Genomic DNA, 16,721 nt, shown 5'->3' with positions numbered 1-16,721 from the left:
GCTCGATCTCAATGGGTGTGGGTCGTGCCCGCGGATCAGCTGCAGCTGGCCGCGGAGTAGGGGGCGGTCGCGGAGGCCGTGGCCGGCTTCCCGCTGATGAACGCGGTCGCCGTGGCGGTCGCGGATCCGTCGGTCACGCTCGTCGCCCGGGTGGTGAAGGCGGCCGAGACGGTGGCGCCGGGAGCGACGTCGGCGAAGCTCTTGGAGCCCCACGTCGTGCCGATCACGATCTTCGCGGCGAAGGCGTTCGGGTTCGTGGCGGTCGCGGTGACGACGATCTTCCCGGCGGCGCAGCGCGTCGTGGAGGTCGTGGTCACGGCGATCGCGGGTGCCGAGTCGGTCACGGGACCGACGGAGGCGGAGGCCGTCGCCGGCGTCCACTGCGGCTTCGCGGCGGTCACGGCCACCGAGATCGTCGCTCCGCGGTCGGCGGCGGTGAGCGTGTAGCTCGACGCCGTCGCCCCGCTGATCGCGGTCCCACCGCGCTTCCACTGGAAGCCGGTCGCCGTCCACGGGGAGGAGGCGGAGGCGGTCAGCGTGCTGCCCACCGTCGCCTTCCCCGTGATCGAGGCTGCGAGCGGCGCGGTGTCGACGATCGTCTGCGCGGCGACGCTGGTGAGGGTCGGGACGACCTTCTGCATGAGCCCGGTCGTCTTGTCGAAGGTCACCCGGTCGATCGTCGTCTCGCGGTGCTGGCCGTCTCCGCCGGGGATGGCGAAGCGGTGGTAGGCGATGTACCAGTCGTCCGTGCCGGGCACGTTGACGATCGAGTTGTGGCCCGTGGCGAGGATGCCCTGCGAGGTGTCCTTCTCGAGGACCACGCCGCGGTAGGTCCACGGTCCGTCGACGCTCGTCGAGGTGGCGTAGCCGACCTTGTAGTTCTCCGAGCCGGTGTCGTCGATCGAGTAGGTGAGGTGGTACAGACCGTCACGGTAGTTCAGGAACGCACCCTCGCGGAAGTCGGTCAGGCCGCTGATCTTCTTGATCGTGCCGGTCTTGATCGAGAGCATGTCGTCGGACAGCTCCCCGTAGAGCGGGTCGCCGTTGCCCCAGAAGAGGTAGCTCTTGCCGGTCTTCGGGTCGGTGAACGCGGCGGGGTCGATCGCCTGGCCGGACCGCACGGACTCGCCGTTGGTGATCATCGCGGTCGGCTGCGCCGTGAACGGGCCCATCGGGCTGTCCGAGACGGCGACTCCGATCGTCTTGCGGTTCAGCGAGGAGTTCTCGCCGGAGAAGTAGAAGTAGTACTTCCCGTTCTTCTCGATGATCGTCGGCGCCCAGGCGTTGCCGGTCGCCCACGGCACGTTGCCGTTCGCGCCGTCGAGCGTCAGGAAGGGCTGCTCCGAGCGGGTCCAGTCGATGAGGTTCTTCGAGGACCAGGCGTAGAAGGTCTTGCCGCCCCAGCCGGCGAAGCCGTCCGAGGTCGCGTACAGGTAGTAGGTGTCGCCGAAGACCGCGATGTTCGGGTCGGCGTTCAGGCCTGCGAGGACCGGGGACTTCATGACGACGGCCTTCAGGGTCCAGGTGGTCGCGGTGCCGCCGGCGGCGGGCGTGAGCACGACCGTCTGCGGGGTGGAGAGGTCGCGGACGGTGCCGGAGGCGGGGCTCGCCGTGACGCCGGCCGCGGTGGAGAAGGTCGGGGTGAGCTTCGTCAGGTCGGTCCCCGGCTTCACCGGGAAGGTGACCGTCCTGCTCGCCGAGTCGACGATCGGGGCCGTCTTCAGGACGTCGCCGCTGAGCGACAGGTCGACCAGGGCCGACGTGTTGCCGGAGGCGGCGAGCACCTCGGAGGCGCTGAGGGCCCGGTTGTAGACCGAGAACTCGCGGATCTGGCCGCGGAAGCGGTTGTCGGCGTCGTAGTTCGAGCGCCCGATGTAGTTCGCCGAGGTGGAGCCGCCGCCGATGTCCTTCGGGTCGGTCGTGACGGTGCCGCTGGCGACCTTCACTCCGTCGAGGTAGATCGTGCCGGTGGTGCCGGAGAGCGTGTACGTCAGGTGCGCCCAGGTGCCGCGGGGGAGGGCCGAGCCGCCGGCGACGGTCTGCTCGGTGGTGTAGTTCCCGGTCGCGATGCTGGTGCGGTAGTTGTTGCCCGAGGTGAAGAGGTAGCCGTCGCCGGCGCCGTTCGTGGTGTTGCCCAGGCCGTAGAGGAAGTAGGCGCCGCCCTGCGCGGGGTCGATCCAGACGTCGGACTGGATGGTGAGGTCCGTCACTCCGGCGAGCAGGTCGTTCGGCAGCTTGACGTAGTCGTCGGTGCCGTCGAGCTGCAGGGCGCCGTCCTTCCAGGTGCCACCCGAGGGCAGCGTGCCGTTCTGGTTGTTGCCCGAGCTGTCGCGCACCGTGGTGCCCGAGCCGCCGTCGAAGGTGTAGCGGAGGATCTCGCCGGCCGCGTTGACCGGCTTCGCGGCGGGGCCGGTGCTGCTGGTGCCGTAGGCGGCCGTCAGGCGCGCCTCCTCGGCGCTCGAGAGGCGGAGCACCGAGCCGTGGCGGAAGGGCTTCGAGAACGAGTACGTGTTCGCGCCGGTGGTGCCGACAGGAAGCGCCGTGAACCGCATGTCCGAGAGGGTGTCGGTGACGTAGGCGGAGTAGCCGAACGAGTCGCCCATGACGACCCATCGGCCGTCGGGCAGCTGGTAGACGGTGAGGCCCTCGAGGTGGTCGGAGAGGCCGCGGGACTTCTCCTCGCCGAAGCCGATCACGCGGGTCCACGGGCCGGCGAGGCTCGGGGCCTTGTCGACGACCGTGCGCCAGTCGGCGGTGGAGAAGCGGTAGTAGGTGTCCCCCTCCTTCGCGATGGTCGTGTCGATGATGCTGCCGCGGCTCCCGCCGCCGGCGGCGGGGTTCTCGTCCAGCCAGACCTTCGGGGTGGTGAAGCCGACGAAGTCGCGCGTGGTCGAGACGTAGACGCGCTGGGCGGAGGCCCCGCCGGTCAGCGTCTTGTCGCGGGCGGACCAGTAGACGTAGTACTGGCCGGTCGCGTCGTCCCAGATCGCCTCGGGAGCCCAGACGTTGCCCGCGTCGGGGAAGCCGGCGAAGACGATGCTCTGATCGCTCCAGTTCACGAGGTCCGTCGAGCGCCAGACGACGAGGTTCTTGCTCGCGTTGGTCTGGTCCCAGGTGCCGCCGGGAGCGGTGCCCTCGGCGTGCAGGTCGGTGCCGATGATCCAGTACTCGTCGCCGGTGGGGGAGCGCACGAGGTGCGGATCGCGGACGCCGAGGGTGCCGCCGAGGTTGGCGAGCACGGCCTTGTCGTTGTTGAGCTTCGACCAGTGCAGACCGTCGGTGCTGGAGCCGAAGTAGATCTTCTCGTAGTCGGTCGAGGCGAAGTGGGTCCAGAGGTAGCCCGCGTCGTACTCGGTGTCGAGGTCCGCGGGAGCCGCGGTCACCGTGACGGGCAGCTGCCGGGTCGCGGTCGTGCCGGCGATCGTCGCGGTGAGTGTGACGGGCGTGGCGGCGGACCGGCGCTTCACGACGCCGGTCGTGCTGAGCACGGCCGTGTTCGAGGAGGACCAGGCGACGTCGTAGGAGCCGGCCTTCGCGGGCAGCGTCACGTTGCCGCGGACGTCGCCGGAGTTGACGATCGAGAGGGCGTCGAGCGCCTTCTGGGCGTCGGCGTTCACGTCCTTGGCGGGCACGGTGGCGGTGAAGATGCGGGTGGCCGTGGCCGAGCCGCGGGTGGTCGTGGCGGTCAGCTCGACCGAGGCGACCCCGGTCGCGGGCGGCGTGACGACTCCGCTGGTCGAGACGACCGCGGAGTTGCTCGAGGCCCAGGCGATGGCGGAGCCGTTGGGGCCGGTCGTCGGGAGGGTGAGGTTCGCGGAGACCGAGGAGAGGCTCCCGAGGTCCAGGGCGGCGGAGTCGCGGGAGACGCGCGTGCTGTCCGGGGCCTGGAGGGTCGCGACGTCGGCCGCGCTGAGCGCCGTGCTGTAGACGCGGAAGTCGCGGACCGAGCCGGCGAGGGTCTTGTCCGCCGTGTAGACGGAGCGGCCGATCGCGTTCGCGGTGGTGGTGCCGTTGCCGATCGCGGCGGGAGTGATGGTCACTCCTGTCTGCTGCGTGACCTGGGTGCCGTCGAGGTAGAGGCGTGCGGTGTCGCTCGCGTCGTCGAGCGTGTAGGTGAGGGTCTTCCAGACGCTGCGCGCGAGGTTCGCGTTGGAGTTGACGGTCTGCTCGGTGGTCCAGTTGCCGGTGGCGATCGAGGCCTTGTAGCCGTTGCCCGTCGTGTAGAGGTAGCCGTTCCCGGCGCCGTTCGTCGTGTTGCCGAGGCCCCAGATGAAGTAGGGCGTGCCCTGGTTCGCGTTCACCAGGACCTCGGTGCTGACCGTGATCGAGTTCAGGCCCGCGAGCAGGTCGTCGGGCAGCTTGACGTAGTCGTCGGTCCCGTCGAGGGCGACGCCCGCGGCTCCGCGAGGAGCGGCTCCGTTGACGAGCGTGCCGGTGCGGCCCTTGCCCGAGCTGTCGGCGACGGTCGTGCCGCTCGTCTCGTCGAGCGCGTAGCGCAGGACGAGGCTGTCGGAGGGAGCTGCGCTCGCCGACTGGGCCGTCAGAAGGGGGACGGTGAGGGCCACGGCCGTCACGAGGACGAGTGGTCGCAGGAAAGGCTTCATCGCGCTTTGCTCCAGGGTCGGCACCATTGCTGAGGGGAGGGAGTGTGCCGGCTTCGTACGCGGCAATGTTCACGGTAACACTATGTTGACGACAACGTGAAGAGCCTAACCGGATCATTTCCCGACACTCCAGAGGAGAGGCGAACCGGTTCGACGAATCCTGAGTGCATCCTGGAGCGACGCGGACGCCGATGTCCGGTCGGATCAGCCGCGGTCGACGTCGCGCGAACGGCTCAGCGCGCGGTCCATCGCCCTCAGCGTCCGGAAGCCGGCCCGCTCGGCCACGGCCGCGCGAGCCGAGGGCGAGAGCGACGGGCTCGCGGCGAGCAGCGACGCGGCGAGGTGCACGCGCCGCTCGCGGAGGGTCGCGGCCACGGTCGTGCCCCGGCGGTGGAAGGCGCGGTCCAGCGTCGCCCGCGAGACGCGGAGCCGCATCGCGAGAACGCCGGCGGTGAAGTCCGCGTCACCCGCCTCCGCATCGATGACGGCGATCGCGCGGAGGAGGACGCCCTCGAGTCCGTCCTCCGGACGGGCGGGCGGCAGGCTCTGCTTGATCAGGGCCGACGCGGTCGCCTCGAGCGCCCGGCGCAGCTCGCTGAAGCCGGGATCGCCCGCCGCGAGGTCCGCGTTGAGGGTCGCGTTGACGAGGGAGACGAAGGCGCCGCTGTAGCTGTCGGCGGCGAGCAGGGCGCAGGACGGCCCGTCGGACTGTGCGCTCGTGAGGCCGAGCCTGCCCCAGGACGTCCTCAGCGCCAGCCAGGCGGAGTCCTCCTCCGCCCGGAACCGAGCGGAGTCGTCGCGTCGGAGGAGGGCGAGCCCGCCGGGCCGCAGACGAGCGGCCTCGAGAGGGCCGTCGACGACGATCTCGCCGGCGACCGGGACGATGAGGTCGACCTCGGCCCGGTCGGGGGCGGGGAGGGGCGGGTCGGTCCGGAGCGTGCCGGGTGTGTGCCAGAGGCGGCTCAGCCGGAAGCCGTCGACGGCGAGCACGTCCCCGGCGAGGTGCAGGGGCGGAGCTCCGTCGCTCGCCCAGCCGAGGCTCCTCAGCCACGCCTCCACGCGGGGACCGCTCAGCTGCAGCGTCTCGACGAGACCGCGCGGGGCGGCCGGCTGCTCGGAAGCGGTCACCGGGCTCCTTCGCAGCGGGGACGGGGTGCGCGGGCGGTGACCACGTTAGGCCGGGGGAGGGGCGCCGAGACGGGGTGGCGCGTTCCTCCTCGGACGAGGCGCCCGTCCTCGGCGGGAGGGCGGAGGCGGCCCTCCTCGCCCGCGGTCCGGCAGGACGCGGGCGGAGAGGGCCGCCGGGCGCGGATCAGCGGCAGTCGGTTCTCGCCTTGATCCAGTGGGGGTTCAGCGCGCCGTCTCCCTGGGCGGTGATCCCGGCCGCATCGGGGCCGGTGCTGGCACCGGAGCCGATCTTGGTCCACGTGTTCTGCGCCGTGCTGTAGTACCAGATGTCGCCGTTCGCCTTCACGGAGACGTTCCCATCCGCTCCCTGACCGTAGGTGCGGACGAACCCGGAGTTCTCCGGAACGGTCGCGAGCCGGGTGCCGTACTGCAGGACCCCGTCCTTGATCCAGTGGATCTCGAACGTCCCGCCCGGCCGCTGGGTCAGTCCGGCGGCGCTCGGCTCGGTGCTGGCTCCGGTGCCGACGAGGTCCCAGACGTTGCCCTGCGGGGTGTACCGCCAGATGTCGCCGTTCGACTTCACGGCGATCGTGCCGCGGGTGCCGAGGCCGTAGACGCGGACGAATCCGGAGTTGGTCGGCACCGTGGCCGCTGCGGTGCCGTACTGCAGGACTCCGTTCTTGATCCAGTGGACGTTCAGGGTCCCGGCCGGGTTCGCGGAGATGCCGGCCGCGCTCGGCTCGGTGCTGGCGCCGGTGCCCAGAAGGGTCCACTCGTCGGCCTGGCGGTTGTACCGCCAGACGTCGCCGTTCGACTTGATGGAGACGTTCCCGTCCGCGCCCTGACCGTAGGTGCGGACGAATCCGGAGTTGCTCGGAACGGTCGCGAGCGCCTTGCCGTACTGGAGGACTCCGTCCTTGATCCAGTGCGCGTTGTAGGTTCCGTCCGGCTGCTGCGTGAGCCCGGACGTGCTGGGCTCCGTGGAGGCGCCCGTGCCGAGCTTCTGCCAGCCGTCCGACCGCCGGTACTGCCAGATGTCGCCGTTCGCCTTGACGGAGACGTTGCCGTTCACACCCTGCGAGGAGGTGTGGATGAATCCGGAGTTCTCGGGAACAGTGGCGAGGCCCGTGCTGTACTGCAGGTCGCCGGTCTGGCGGACCGGGAACGGGGCGTTCGTCTTCGCCGAGCCGCCGAAGGCGAGGGCCGAGCCTGTCGAGGGGCCGGCGATGACGCTGCCGGCGGGGATGGTGGCGACTCCGTTCGCGTCGGTCACGAAGGTGTCGGTCCCGCTCCCTCCGAAGCGGAAGCCGGGCGGGGTGTTCACCCGCACAGGGACGTTCGCGACGGTGCCGCCGGTGAGGGTCAGCGTGATCGGCGCCGTGTTGGGCATGCACGCGATCATGGTCGGGATGGAGCTGAACACGAGGGTCTGCGTGGCAGAGGCGGCGGCGGCCGGGGTGGCCGTCGCTGCGGCGATCACGGGCAGGGACCAGGTGGCGCCGGCGACGACGGTGCGTCGCCTCAGCGGACCCTGCTCAGCGGGAGAGTTGTCGGAAGTCACAGTGAAGCTCCTCGGTCTGTCTTCTCGCCGGCGGCCTGCTCGGAGGACGGTCGTCGTCCGCTCGGCCGCTTCGGCAGGTACGACGGGCGCCGTACCGCTGGGGAGTCTTCCCGCGGGCGGGCGGTCGGCCCAAGCGCTCGGGGGCAGGTGAGGAGGAAGTGGCGCTGCCGTGAGGAGGGAGTGGTGAGCTCCGGCGCCGTCCCGAGTCGCGATAGCCCTCCTGACCCGGGATCCCCTCGGTCGCCCGTTCCGGCCGGGGCGCCGCCGGTGCGATGAGTGGGAGCGTCGCCGTCCGCTGTGACCGGTCCCGTGACAAACGGACCACGCGCGGGCTGCGAATCACTCCCGTGGTGAGGCGTCAGCGTGCCCGCGAGGAGGGGGCGCCCGATGGGGTCGAGATCGGGCGAGATGTACCGGCGGATGGCCGAGCACTGGAACGGCGTGGAGGCCCGTTCTGAACTGCGGGTCGAGGGGACGGGCTCGCCCGGCTTCGAGATCGCCAGACTGTGGATCCCCGGCGGCTGCGTTCTCGAGCAGAAGCCGCAGTCGCGCTGCCCGCCGGGCGCGCATCTGCTGCTGGTCGTCGAGGGCGGAGGACGCATCCGACAGGACGGACGGATGCTCGAGTGCGGCAGTGGTGATCTGGTGGTCATCGACGCGGAGCCGCGGACCGGGGCGTGCTTCCCCCGCTCGACCGTGATCTACGCCTGGATGCTCGGCGAGCGGGCGCCGGAGCATCGCTGGGTCACGGAGCGCTTCGGCGAGGTCCTGCCGGTCGCCGACTCCTTCCTGGCTCCGGCGCGGGCGCTGATCGACGGTCTCCTCGACGGCGACCCCGCTCTGGCGGAGCAGCCTGCCGTCGCCCGGGCGGGCGAGGCCTTCCTGAAGGAGCTGGTCGAGAGCTCCGCGCCGCGCAGACGTCCCCGCGCCGAGGAGGTCTACGGGGAGGCCATGGCCCTCATCGAGGAGCGCCACCGCGATCCCGCCCTCACCGCCGCCCGGCTCGCCCGCGAGCTTCTGGTGTCGGAGCTGACGCTGGCTCGCGCGTTCTCCTTCCTCAGGCGGACGGCCGACGACGAGCTCGAGCGGCGCCGGGCGGGCACCCTCCTGCTCCTGATCGGCGGGCGGTCCCTGGCGACGGCCGACTTCGCGCGCGCGGCCGAGGAGGCGGGCTTCGCCTCCGAGGGGAGCGCTCGCCGCGCGCTGTGGCGGCTCTCCCCGCGCCGCTGACCGGGACGGTCCCCGTGGCCGTCCTCCCGGTCCGGCGACGGCGTGCGGCCGGATTCCGAGTGCGAGGCGCGGAGGCCTGGGAGATCCGTGCGAACGTCCGGCGGTGATCGACAGATGAGGGATTCTGTTCGTTCGACGCGGAGGAGGCGGGAGATGGGGGCCGCAGAGGAGCGGATGCAGGAGTTCATCGGCGCGTGGGACGAGCCGCAGGCGGGCGCCCGGGGACTCCGCTGGGATGCTGCGTACGGGCCGGGCCTCCGGGTGACGCGGGTCTGGGCGCCGGGGGGGATCAGGGTCGACCGTCCGCCGGCGTTCGACCGGGCTGCCGAGTCCGAGGAGGTGCACGTGTCCCTGATCGTGGAGGGCGGGGGAGACATGATCCTCGAGGAGGGCTCGCTCGAGGCGGTGCCGAACAGCGTCCTCGTCCTCGAGGCGAGGACCGCGGCACGCATCGACTACCGGCGGTCCACCCTCTCGTACACCTGGAGCTTCGACGCCGCCGTGCTCGAGCACCGGTGGGTCCGCGAGCGGATCAACGAGGTCGTGCCGGTGCGCGAGTCGGTCTGGACGCCTGCCCGTGCCCTCGCCAACAGTCTGATCGAGGGTGATCCGGCCGTGCTCGGGGCCGCCGGCGTGAGGCGGGCGAGCGAACTGCTGATGGAGGGGATCGTCGAGCACAGCGCTCCGCGGGTCCGGACCCGGAGCGCCGACCAGGTCTACGCGGAGGCGATCCCGGTGATCGAGGCGCGCCACCGCGACCCGGCGTTCTCCGCCGCGGTGCTCGCCCGGGAGCTGCTCGTCTGCCCCCGCATGCTCGCGCAGGCTTTCGCGTTCCTCGGCCGCACGCCGGCGGAGGAGATCGAGACGCGCCGGGCGGGCACCCTCCGGCGCCGCATCGGCCTGCGGCGGCGGGGCCCTGCCGACTTCGCCCGCCTCGCCGAGGAGTGCGGCTACCGCACCCGCGAGCAGGCCGCGCTGACGCTCAGCCGCTCCGCCTCCTGAGGCCGGCGGAGCGCCTCGGACACGACGGCGCCCCCTCGTCCGCGGAGGGACGAGGGGGCGCCGGGGGAGATCGGGCGGGAGCCCGGTCAGGTCTTGCTGCGGGCCATGACGGCGCGCTGGAGGAGGACGAAGACCAGGAGGATGCCTCCGGTGATGATCGTGGTCGCCTCCGGCGGGATGCCGCCGTCGCGGGTGATCAGGACGTTCATCAGTCCGAGCACCAGGGCGCCGACCACCGAGCCGAGCACGAAGCCGACGCCGCCGGTGAGCAGCGTGCCGCCGATGACGGTCGCCGCGATGGCGTCGAGCTCCCAGCCGGTGCCGGTGATGTTCTGCGCGCTGCCGAGGCGGGCGGTGTAGACCACACCGGCGAGACCGGCGAGCGTGCCGCTGATGATGTAGATGAACAGCTTGGTCCGCACGACCGGGAGGCCCATCAGGGCCGCCGACTGCTCGGAGCCGCCCATCGCGTAGACCGTGCGGCCGAGGCGGGTGCGGTGCAGCACGAAGAACGCGCCGGCCACGACGAGGATCGCGATGATCACGCCGGGGCTGATGACGAAGTCGTTGACCTTCGGGCCGTCGATCAGCTTGATCGGCGTGGCCAGGCTCAGCACGGCCGAGTCCTCGGGGAGGCGCTCCGGGACGGTGCTCAGCATGGAGGCGAGACCGCGGGCCAGGAACATCATCGCGAGCGTCGCGATGAACGGCTGCACGTTGAAGTACTGGATCAGGACGCCGGAGATCACGCCGAACAGGGCGCCGATCACGACCATCAGGACCATCACGAGCCAGGGGTTCCAGCCGGCGTTGATCAGGAGCACGCCGCTCACGCTGCTGAACGCGATCACCGCGCCGACCGAGAGGTCGATGCCGCCGGTGAGGATCACGAAGGTGAGGCCCACGGCGAGGATGATCAGGTGCGCGTTGTTGACCAGCAGGTTCGAGATCGTGCTCGCCTGCAGGATCCGGCCGTAGGCGGCCTCGCCGTAGATGATCATCCCGAAGAAGATGATCAGCGCGGCCAGGGTGGGCAGCTTGTCCAGGTGCTGGCTCAGCCAGCCGCGCGCCCCGGAGGTGCGCTTGGTGCTCGCCGGAGGGGCGGAGCGGGTCATCACGGCACTCATGCGGGGATCGCCTCTTTCTGCGGGACGCTGCGGCGCGCCTCGCGACGGGACTTGAAGGCGGAGCGGACGCGCTCGGACTGCAGGAGGCAGAGCGCGACGATGACGATCGCCTTGAAGGCGGGCGTCGCGGAGGACGAGACTCCGAGGAACACGACGGTCTTGTCGAGGGTGGCGATCAGGATCGCGCCCACGGCGGCACCGGTGATGTTGAACTTGCCGCCGGCGAGCGAGGTGCCGCCGATGACGACCGCGAGGATCGCGTCGAGCTCGAGCTGGTAGCCGGTGCGCGAGACGTCGACCGTCATCACGCTCGCCGTGGCGAACACGCCCGCGACTCCGGCGAGGATGCCGCTGCCGATGTAGGCGGTCATCAGCAGGCCCCGGCGGTTGATGCCCGCGAGGCGGGCCGCCTTCGGGTCCATGCCGATGGCCTCGATCATCAGGCCGAGGGCGCTGCGGCGCACCAGGACTCCGACGACCACGACGATGGCGATGGCGAGGAGGAACACGACCGGGAGCCCGAAGACGTACCCGTTCGCGAGCCAGCGGAAGGGCTCGTTGGTGGCGGCGGTGTTCTGGCCGCCGGTGATGACCTTCGCCAGGCCGCGGCCCGCGAGCATCACGACCAGCGTGCTGATGAAGGGCTGGAGGCCCACCACCGAGACGAGGACGCCGTTCACGGCTCCGAGCACGGCGGCCACCAGGAGGGCGACCGCGAAGGCTCCCGCTGCCGCGCCGAGCGAGTCGGGCGCTCCCGCGGAGTTGAGGAACTCCATCGAGACGGCACCGGCGACGACCATGATCGAGCCGACCGAGAGGTCGATGCCCCCGGTCGCGACGACCAGGCACATGCCGACGGCGATCATCAGGATCGGAGCGGCGGCGCGGGCGATGTCGATGACGTTGCCGACGAGGTAGCCGGTGGTGGGGCTGACCGAGACGGCCAGGTAGCCCGGGTCCTTGACGACGTTGACGAGGAGGAGCAGGGCGATCGCCACGACTCCCCAGAAGTACTGGCGGCGGATGATCCCGCCGAGGACGGATCCCCGGGCGGGTCGGGTGTCGCTGCTCATGATGCGGCCTCCTGCGTGGCGCTCTCGAGGACGACGACGTCCTCGTCGACGACTCCCTCTGCGGCGATGGTAGTGACGATCGACTCCGCAGTGACAGCGGGACCGTTGAGGATCTCCGCGATCACGCGGTGGTCCTTCAGGACGATGATGCGGTCGCTGAGGCGGACGACCTCGTCGAGCTCGGACGAGATGAAGACCACGGCGACGCCCTCGCCGGCGAGGGCGACGACCTTCTCCTGGATCTCGGCCTTCGCTCCGACGTCGATGCCGCGGGTCGGCTCGTCGAGGATGAGGATCTCGGGGGCGGTGGCGAGCCAGCGGCCGAGGAGGACCTTCTGCTGGTTGCCGCCGGAGAGCTTGCTGATCGGGCGGTCGGGGTCGGCCGGGCGCACGTTGAGCTCGACGAGGTACTTGCCGACGATCTCGTCCTTCTCCTTCTTGGAGAGGGGGCGGGCCCAGCCGCGCTTGGCCTGCACGCCGAGGATGAGGTTCTCGCGGACCGAGAGGTCGCGGATGATGCCCTCGTCGCGGCGGTTCTCGCTCGAGAACGCGATCTTGTGGGCGAGGCCGGCGGTCGGCGTCGGGACGTCGATCTTCTTGCCGTGCATCGTGATCTCGCCGGTGTCGGGCTTGTCGACGCCGTAGATCAGGCGCGCGAGCTCGGTGCGGCCGGAGCCGAGGAGCCCGGCGAAGCCGACGACCTCGCCGCGGTGCAGCGTCAGGTCGGTGCTCTCGATGGAGCCCTTCTTGCCGATGCCCTTCGCGGTGTAGAGCGGGGCGTCGCGGTAGAGGTGGTCCTGGCTCTCGCGCTCGGAGTCGAGGGAGCGCAGCGCCGCGATGTCCTTGCCGATCATCTTCGAGATCAGCGAGGTGCGGTCGAGCTCGTGGGTCAGGTACTCGCCGACGAAGGTGCCGTTGCGCAACACCGTCAGGCGGTCGCTGATCGCGTAGACCTGGTCGAGGAAGTGCGAGACGAAGAGGATCGCGACGCCCTCCGCACGGAGGCGGCGGATGACGACGAAGAGGTTCTCGACCTCGTTCGCGTCCAGGCTCGAGGTCGGCTCGTCGAGGATGAGCACCTTGGAGTCGCTCACCGTCGAGCGGCTGATCGCGACCAGCTGCTGCATCGCGATCGAGAGCGAGGCGAGCGACTGGCGCGTGTTGAGGTGGCCGAGGCCGAGCTTCTCGAGCGCGACCTTCGCGGCCTGGTGCGTGGCCTTCCAGTTGATGCCGAAGGGTCCGCGGACCTCGTAGCCGAGCATCACGTTCTCTCCGATGGAGAGGTTCGTGACCAGGTTGACCTCCTGGTACACGGTGGAGATGCCCGCGGCCTGCGAGTCGGCGGTGCCGGTCAGGCGACGGGTCTCCCCGTCGATCACGATGTCTCCGCTGTCGATGCGGTAGACGCCGGTGAGGGCCTTGATGAGCGTGGACTTGCCGGCGCCGTTCTCACCCATGAGGGTGTGGACCTCGCCCGGGAACAGGCGGAAGTCGACGCCGTCGAGGGCTTTCACGCCGGGGAAGCTGATCGAGATGTTCTTCATCTCGACGATCGGAGGCGAACCTGTCATGTCGCGTCGTTCCGTTCTCGAGCGGGGCGCAGCCGAACAGGTGCGCCGAAGGGTCGGAGCGACCGGGGCCGGCGGGTGGGCCGGCCCCGGTCGCTCCGGGGGAGTGGTGCCGCGTCGAGGAGGACGCCGGGCGACCGGTGGTGCTGAGCGACTAGAACTTGCGGTCGGGCAGCGCGGTGGTGGCGGCCTCGGGCGAGTCGAAGGTCTCGCTCGGGACGACGATCGAGGACTCGACCTTCTCGCCGGCCAGGGTCTTCTCGACCGCGTCGAGGGCGGTCTCGCCGAACAGCGGGTTGTACTCGGCGACGAAGCTCAGCTCGCCGTCGGCCAGCGCCTGCAGGGCGTTCTTGGTGCCGTCGATCGTGGCGATCTTGACGTCGGTGCCGGGGGTGAGGCCGGCCTCCTGGACGGCCTGGACAGCGCCGAGGCCCATCTCGTCGTTCTGTGCGAAGACCAGCTGGACGTCGTTGTTGTTCGACTTCAGGACGGTCTCGAAGACGCTCTTGGCCTCTTCGGTGGACCAGTTCGCGGTCTGCGCGCCGATCTTGGTGAACTTCGAGTCGGCGCCGATGACCTCGTCCCAGCCTTCGTTGCGCTCGTTGACGACCGAGACGCCCGCGGGGCCCTCGAGCGTGAAGTACTTCGCGCCGCTCGGGAAGGTGGTCTTGGCCCAGTCGGCGACCGAGGTGCTGACCGCGATGTTGTCCGGCGCGATGCGGGTCACGTAGAGGTCGGTGTTGTCCGGCTCGATGCCGCGGTCGATCAGGATGACCGGGATCTCGGCCTCCTGGGCGCGCTCGAGCGAGTCCTCCCAGCCGGAGCCCTCCGTGGCGGAGAGCAGGATGATGTCGACGCCCTCGTCCACGAAGGAGGTGAAGGAGTCGATCTGCGACTTCTGGTCTCCGTTGGTGGCGGGTGCGTACTTCAGGTCGAAGCCGGCGTCCTTGGTGAACGTGTCCTCGATGTTGGTCTCGTTCGCCTGGCGCCACGCGCCCTCGGGGCCGACGGCCACGAAGCCGACGGTGGTGAGGTCACCGCTCGAGCCGGAGCCCGAATCGGTGCCGGAACCGCCCGAGCAGCCCGCGAGTCCGAACGCGAGTGCGCCGACTGCTGCGAAACCCAGGAACTGGCCGATACGCCTCGTCTTGGACATAGATCTCCTCCTTGAGATCGCGGGCACGAAGAGAGTGCCCGAGATGGTGGACCCCGAAGGGCCTCGAATGCGGGCCTAGCGGCCCGAGGTGCGGTGAGTGCAGGATGTGCAGTGGGCGCCGGCCGAAGCAGCGCCACGACGAAATGTTACCGTGAACAATTCTTGTGACGCAACAGCACGGCGGTGCGCTTCGGTAACGATCCGGTCGCGGGGCCCGCAGGGCCCGATGGCAACCCTCTGCCCGGTGGTCGGGCCCGGGAGTAGCTTCCCTGGCCATGATGCTCCCTCGATCGCGCTCCGTCCCCGCGACGGCCGCGACGGCGGCTCTCGTGCTCGCGCTCTGCGGATGCTCCGCGGACGGCACGGCGGCCCGCCGCGCGGCCGACGCCTTCCTCTCCGCGCTCGCCGACGGCGACGGCCGCGCGGCGTGCGCGCTGCTCACCGGCTCCGCCCGCGAGGCCGTGGAGGACCGGGAGGGCGACTGCCCCGGCGGCGTGCTGGAGCTCGGGATCGCGGAAGACGGAGCAGGGGACGCCGAGGTCTACGGCCGGGCGGCGATCGTGCGCTCCGGCGGCACCGTGGTGTTCCTCACTCCGGGCGACGACGGCTGGCTGGTGCGCGCGGCCGGCTGCGCGCCGGTGGCGGACGCGCCCTTCGACTGCGTCCTGGACGGGAGCTGACGTGCGCACTGCCTCCGCCCTGTACTACGCCGTGATCGTGCTCGGCCTGATCGGGTTCTTCGCCGTCGGGATCCTCGGGAGGTGAGCCGGATGCGCCGCTTCCTGCGCCAGAACGGACTCTCGCTGTTCTTCCTCGCGATCTTCCTGCTCGCTCTCCTCGGGCAGTCGTTCGCCGGGCTCGCCGCGTACAACGACACCCAGGTCGCGGAGGGGCTGCGGGAGGTCGGCTACTGGCGCTTCGTCACCTCCTCCGACTTCGCGATCGACGTCGCCGAGAACTGGCAGTCGGAGTACCTCCAGTTCTTCCTCTACATCGGCGCGACCGTCTGGCTCGTGCAGCGCGGCTCGCCCGAGTCGAAGCGGGTGGGCGAGGAGGGCCTCGAGACCGACGAGCAGCAGAAGGCGGGGGGCGTCCGCGGAGGACGACTCGCCGCCCTCGGCGTCCGCCGGCGGCCTGCGGCAGGCGCTGTTCTCGCACTCGCTGCTGCTGGTGATGGGGGCGGTGTTCCTGCTGTCCTGGGCGGCGCAGTCGGTGACGGGCGTCGTGGCCTACAACGAGGAGCAGCTGACGAGCCTGGAGGCGCCCGTCGACTGGCTCGGCTACGTCTCCTCCGCCGACTTCTGGAACCGGACGCTCCAGAACTGGCAGTCGGAGTTCCTCGCGGTGGGCAGCATGGCGGCGCTCGCCGTGTTCCTGCGCGAGCGCGGGTCGAGCGAGTCGAAGAAGGTGGGCGATCCGCACGGACGGACGGGGATCTGAGTGGTCAGGGTGCGTCGGATCGGACGCGGATCTCGTCGCCCTCGAGGGCGAACCGCAGGGACGTGCCGATCGGGAACCGCTCGCGCAGGGCCTCCGGCGCCGCCGACGTCACGGTGAACTGCGCGACCGCGGGGAACGCTCCGGCCGTGCAGCCCTGGAAGAACAGGCCGTCCTGTGGCTCGGCGGTCCGCACGATGGAGAGGCACGAGCCGGCGCTCGAGGAGCGGCGCTGCCGGACGACGGTGAGCCCCGTGTCGGCGGGCAGGCTCTGCCGCACGACGGTGAGCCCGCCGAAGTCCTCGGTGGTGACCGATCCGTCGAACCCCAGTCCCTCCCAGCCGGGGAGGTCGGTGCCGTTCGACAGCGGCAGCACGGCGACCTCGCGGCCGGGCTGTCCGTCCTCGGCGGTGGCGAGGCGGGTGGCCCCCGCGGCGACGGCGGCCGTCGCGGCCAGCGCGGCGAGGAGGAGGAGGCCGCACCGACGGGAGCGGCGGGGCGGGACGTGGCCGAGGGGGTCGGACGCCTCGTCGGCGGAGGCGTCCGCGAGAGGTGCCGCGTCCTCCGGCGCCGCGTCCCCGGAGTCCGCGGGAACCACCGCGCCCGGCAGTGCGGTGCCGAGGGCGGGACGGACGCGGGCCTCGAGCGCGGAGAGCCGGGCGAGCGCGCCGGGGTCCCGCTCGATGTCGGAGCCTCGGCCGTAGGCGCGCCGCTGCAGCTCCGCGAGCTCGTCCGGTCGCTGATCGTCCACCCCCGGATCCTCGCAGGCCCGGCGCCCGAGCGGGACCCGCCGGCGCGCCGAGGTCCTGGCGGTCGAGCAGCCCGGACGGCTCAT

12 protein-coding genes and 1 pseudogene are annotated in these 16,721 nt (G+C 71.0%); 5 read left to right on the top strand and 8 right to left on the bottom strand.

Annotation, left to right across the window (positions count from 1 at the left end):
• Positions 1–35: 35 nt before the first annotated feature.
• The 3 genes from C5B93_RS12255 to C5B93_RS12245 form a co-directional block, all read right to left on the bottom strand.
• Positions 36–4,604, bottom strand: coding sequence for a family 43 glycosylhydrolase (locus C5B93_RS12255; protein ID WP_181068392.1), 4,569 nt, complete (start codon positions 4,602–4,604; stop codon positions 36–38).
• A gap of 204 nt (positions 4,605–4,808) precedes the next feature.
• Positions 4,809–5,732, bottom strand: a complete 924-nt coding sequence (locus tag C5B93_RS12250; RefSeq protein WP_104292578.1) for a helix-turn-helix domain-containing protein — start codon at positions 5,730–5,732, stop codon at positions 4,809–4,811.
• Positions 5,733–5,916: 184 nt separating this feature from the next.
• The gene (locus C5B93_RS12245) at positions 5,917–7,293 is read right to left on the bottom strand and encodes a hypothetical protein (protein ID WP_104292577.1); all 1,377 of its coding nucleotides are present in this window, start codon (positions 7,291–7,293) and stop codon (positions 5,917–5,919) included.
• 387 nt (positions 7,294–7,680) lie between these two features.
• Between C5B93_RS12245 and C5B93_RS12240 the strand changes: the two genes are divergently transcribed.
• Both C5B93_RS12240 and C5B93_RS12235 read left to right on the top strand, forming a co-directional pair.
• The gene (locus C5B93_RS12240; RefSeq protein ID WP_146078488.1) at positions 7,681–8,523 is read left to right on the top strand and encodes a hypothetical protein; all 843 of its coding nucleotides are present in this window, start codon (positions 7,681–7,683) and stop codon (positions 8,521–8,523) included.
• 153 nt (positions 8,524–8,676) lie between these two features.
• Positions 8,677–9,525 (top strand): hypothetical protein, encoded by an 849-nt coding sequence (locus tag C5B93_RS12235; RefSeq protein ID WP_104257726.1) that lies wholly within the window; start codon positions 8,677–8,679, stop codon positions 9,523–9,525.
• Between the two features lie 86 nt (positions 9,526–9,611).
• Here the strand turns inward: C5B93_RS12235 and C5B93_RS12230 are convergent, their stop codons facing one another.
• The 4 genes from C5B93_RS12230 to C5B93_RS12215 form a co-directional block, all read right to left on the bottom strand.
• Complete coding sequence (locus C5B93_RS12230) at positions 9,612–10,652, bottom strand: sugar ABC transporter permease (RefSeq protein ID WP_104292576.1); 1,041 nt, start codon at positions 10,650–10,652, stop codon at positions 9,612–9,614.
• Positions 10,649–11,725 carry an ABC transporter permease gene (locus tag C5B93_RS12225; protein ID WP_104238658.1) on the bottom strand — a complete coding sequence of 359 codons (1,077 nt, stop codon included), beginning with the start codon at positions 11,723–11,725 and terminating at the stop codon, positions 10,649–10,651. Before C5B93_RS12225 ends, C5B93_RS12230 begins: the two co-directional genes overlap by 4 nt.
• Positions 11,722–13,296, bottom strand: coding sequence for a sugar ABC transporter ATP-binding protein (locus C5B93_RS12220; RefSeq protein ID WP_104222393.1), 1,575 nt, complete (start codon positions 13,294–13,296; stop codon positions 11,722–11,724). Before C5B93_RS12220 ends, C5B93_RS12225 begins: the two co-directional genes overlap by 4 nt.
• Positions 13,297–13,447: 151 nt before the next feature.
• Complete coding sequence (locus C5B93_RS12215) at positions 13,448–14,449, bottom strand: ABC transporter substrate-binding protein (protein ID WP_104257728.1); 1,002 nt, start codon at positions 14,447–14,449, stop codon at positions 13,448–13,450.
• A gap of 275 nt (positions 14,450–14,724) precedes the next feature.
• Between C5B93_RS12215 and C5B93_RS12210 the strand changes: the two genes are divergently transcribed.
• From C5B93_RS12210 to C5B93_RS17820, 3 genes and pseudogenes are all read left to right on the top strand, one after another.
• On the top strand, positions 14,725–15,129 hold the full coding sequence (locus C5B93_RS12210; protein ID WP_104257729.1) for a hypothetical protein: 405 nt from the start codon (positions 14,725–14,727) through the stop codon (positions 15,127–15,129).
• Between the two features lie 90 nt (positions 15,130–15,219).
• A pseudogene (locus C5B93_RS17825) lies at positions 15,220–15,474 on the top strand (DUF6766 family protein); the annotation flags it as partial.
• 109 nt (positions 15,475–15,583) lie between these two features.
• Complete coding sequence (locus C5B93_RS17820) at positions 15,584–15,889, top strand: DUF6766 family protein (protein WP_374953147.1); 306 nt, start codon at positions 15,584–15,586, stop codon at positions 15,887–15,889.
• 4 nt (positions 15,890–15,893) lie between these two features.
• Here C5B93_RS17820 and C5B93_RS12200 read toward each other — a convergent pair whose 3' ends face one another.
• A complete protein-coding gene (locus C5B93_RS12200) occupies positions 15,894–16,637 on the bottom strand; it encodes a hypothetical protein (protein WP_104257731.1) in 744 nt (247 codons plus the stop codon).
• Positions 16,638–16,721: the final 84 nt, after the last annotated feature.

Origin of the sequence: Rathayibacter sp. AY1A2, assembly GCF_002930935.1 — a bacterium.
GTDB lineage: Bacteria > Actinomycetota > Actinomycetes > Actinomycetales > Microbacteriaceae > Rathayibacter.
This window is presented reverse-complemented; position numbering and strand designations above follow the sequence as displayed.

Coding starts and splice junctions, on each gene's coding strand:
- C5B93_RS12255 (WP_181068392.1), bottom strand. CDS start 4,604: ATGAAGCCTTTCCTGCGACCACTCGTCCTCGTGACGGCCGTGGCCCTC.
- C5B93_RS12240 (WP_146078488.1), top strand. CDS start 7,681: ATGGGGTCGAGATCGGGCGAGATGTACCGGCGGATGGCCGAGCACTGG.
- C5B93_RS12235 (WP_104257726.1), top strand. CDS start 8,677: ATGGGGGCCGCAGAGGAGCGGATGCAGGAGTTCATCGGCGCGTGGGAC.
- C5B93_RS12230 (WP_104292576.1), bottom strand. CDS start 10,652: ATGAGTGCCGTGATGACCCGCTCCGCCCCTCCGGCGAGCACCAAGCGC.
- C5B93_RS12225 (WP_104238658.1), bottom strand. CDS start 11,725: ATGAGCAGCGACACCCGACCCGCCCGGGGATCCGTCCTCGGCGGGATC.
- C5B93_RS12220 (WP_104222393.1), bottom strand. CDS start 13,296: ATGACAGGTTCGCCTCCGATCGTCGAGATGAAGAACATCTCGATCAGC.
- C5B93_RS12215 (WP_104257728.1), bottom strand. CDS start 14,449: ATGTCCAAGACGAGGCGTATCGGCCAGTTCCTGGGTTTCGCAGCAGTC.
- C5B93_RS12210 (WP_104257729.1), top strand. CDS start 14,725: ATGATGCTCCCTCGATCGCGCTCCGTCCCCGCGACGGCCGCGACGGCG.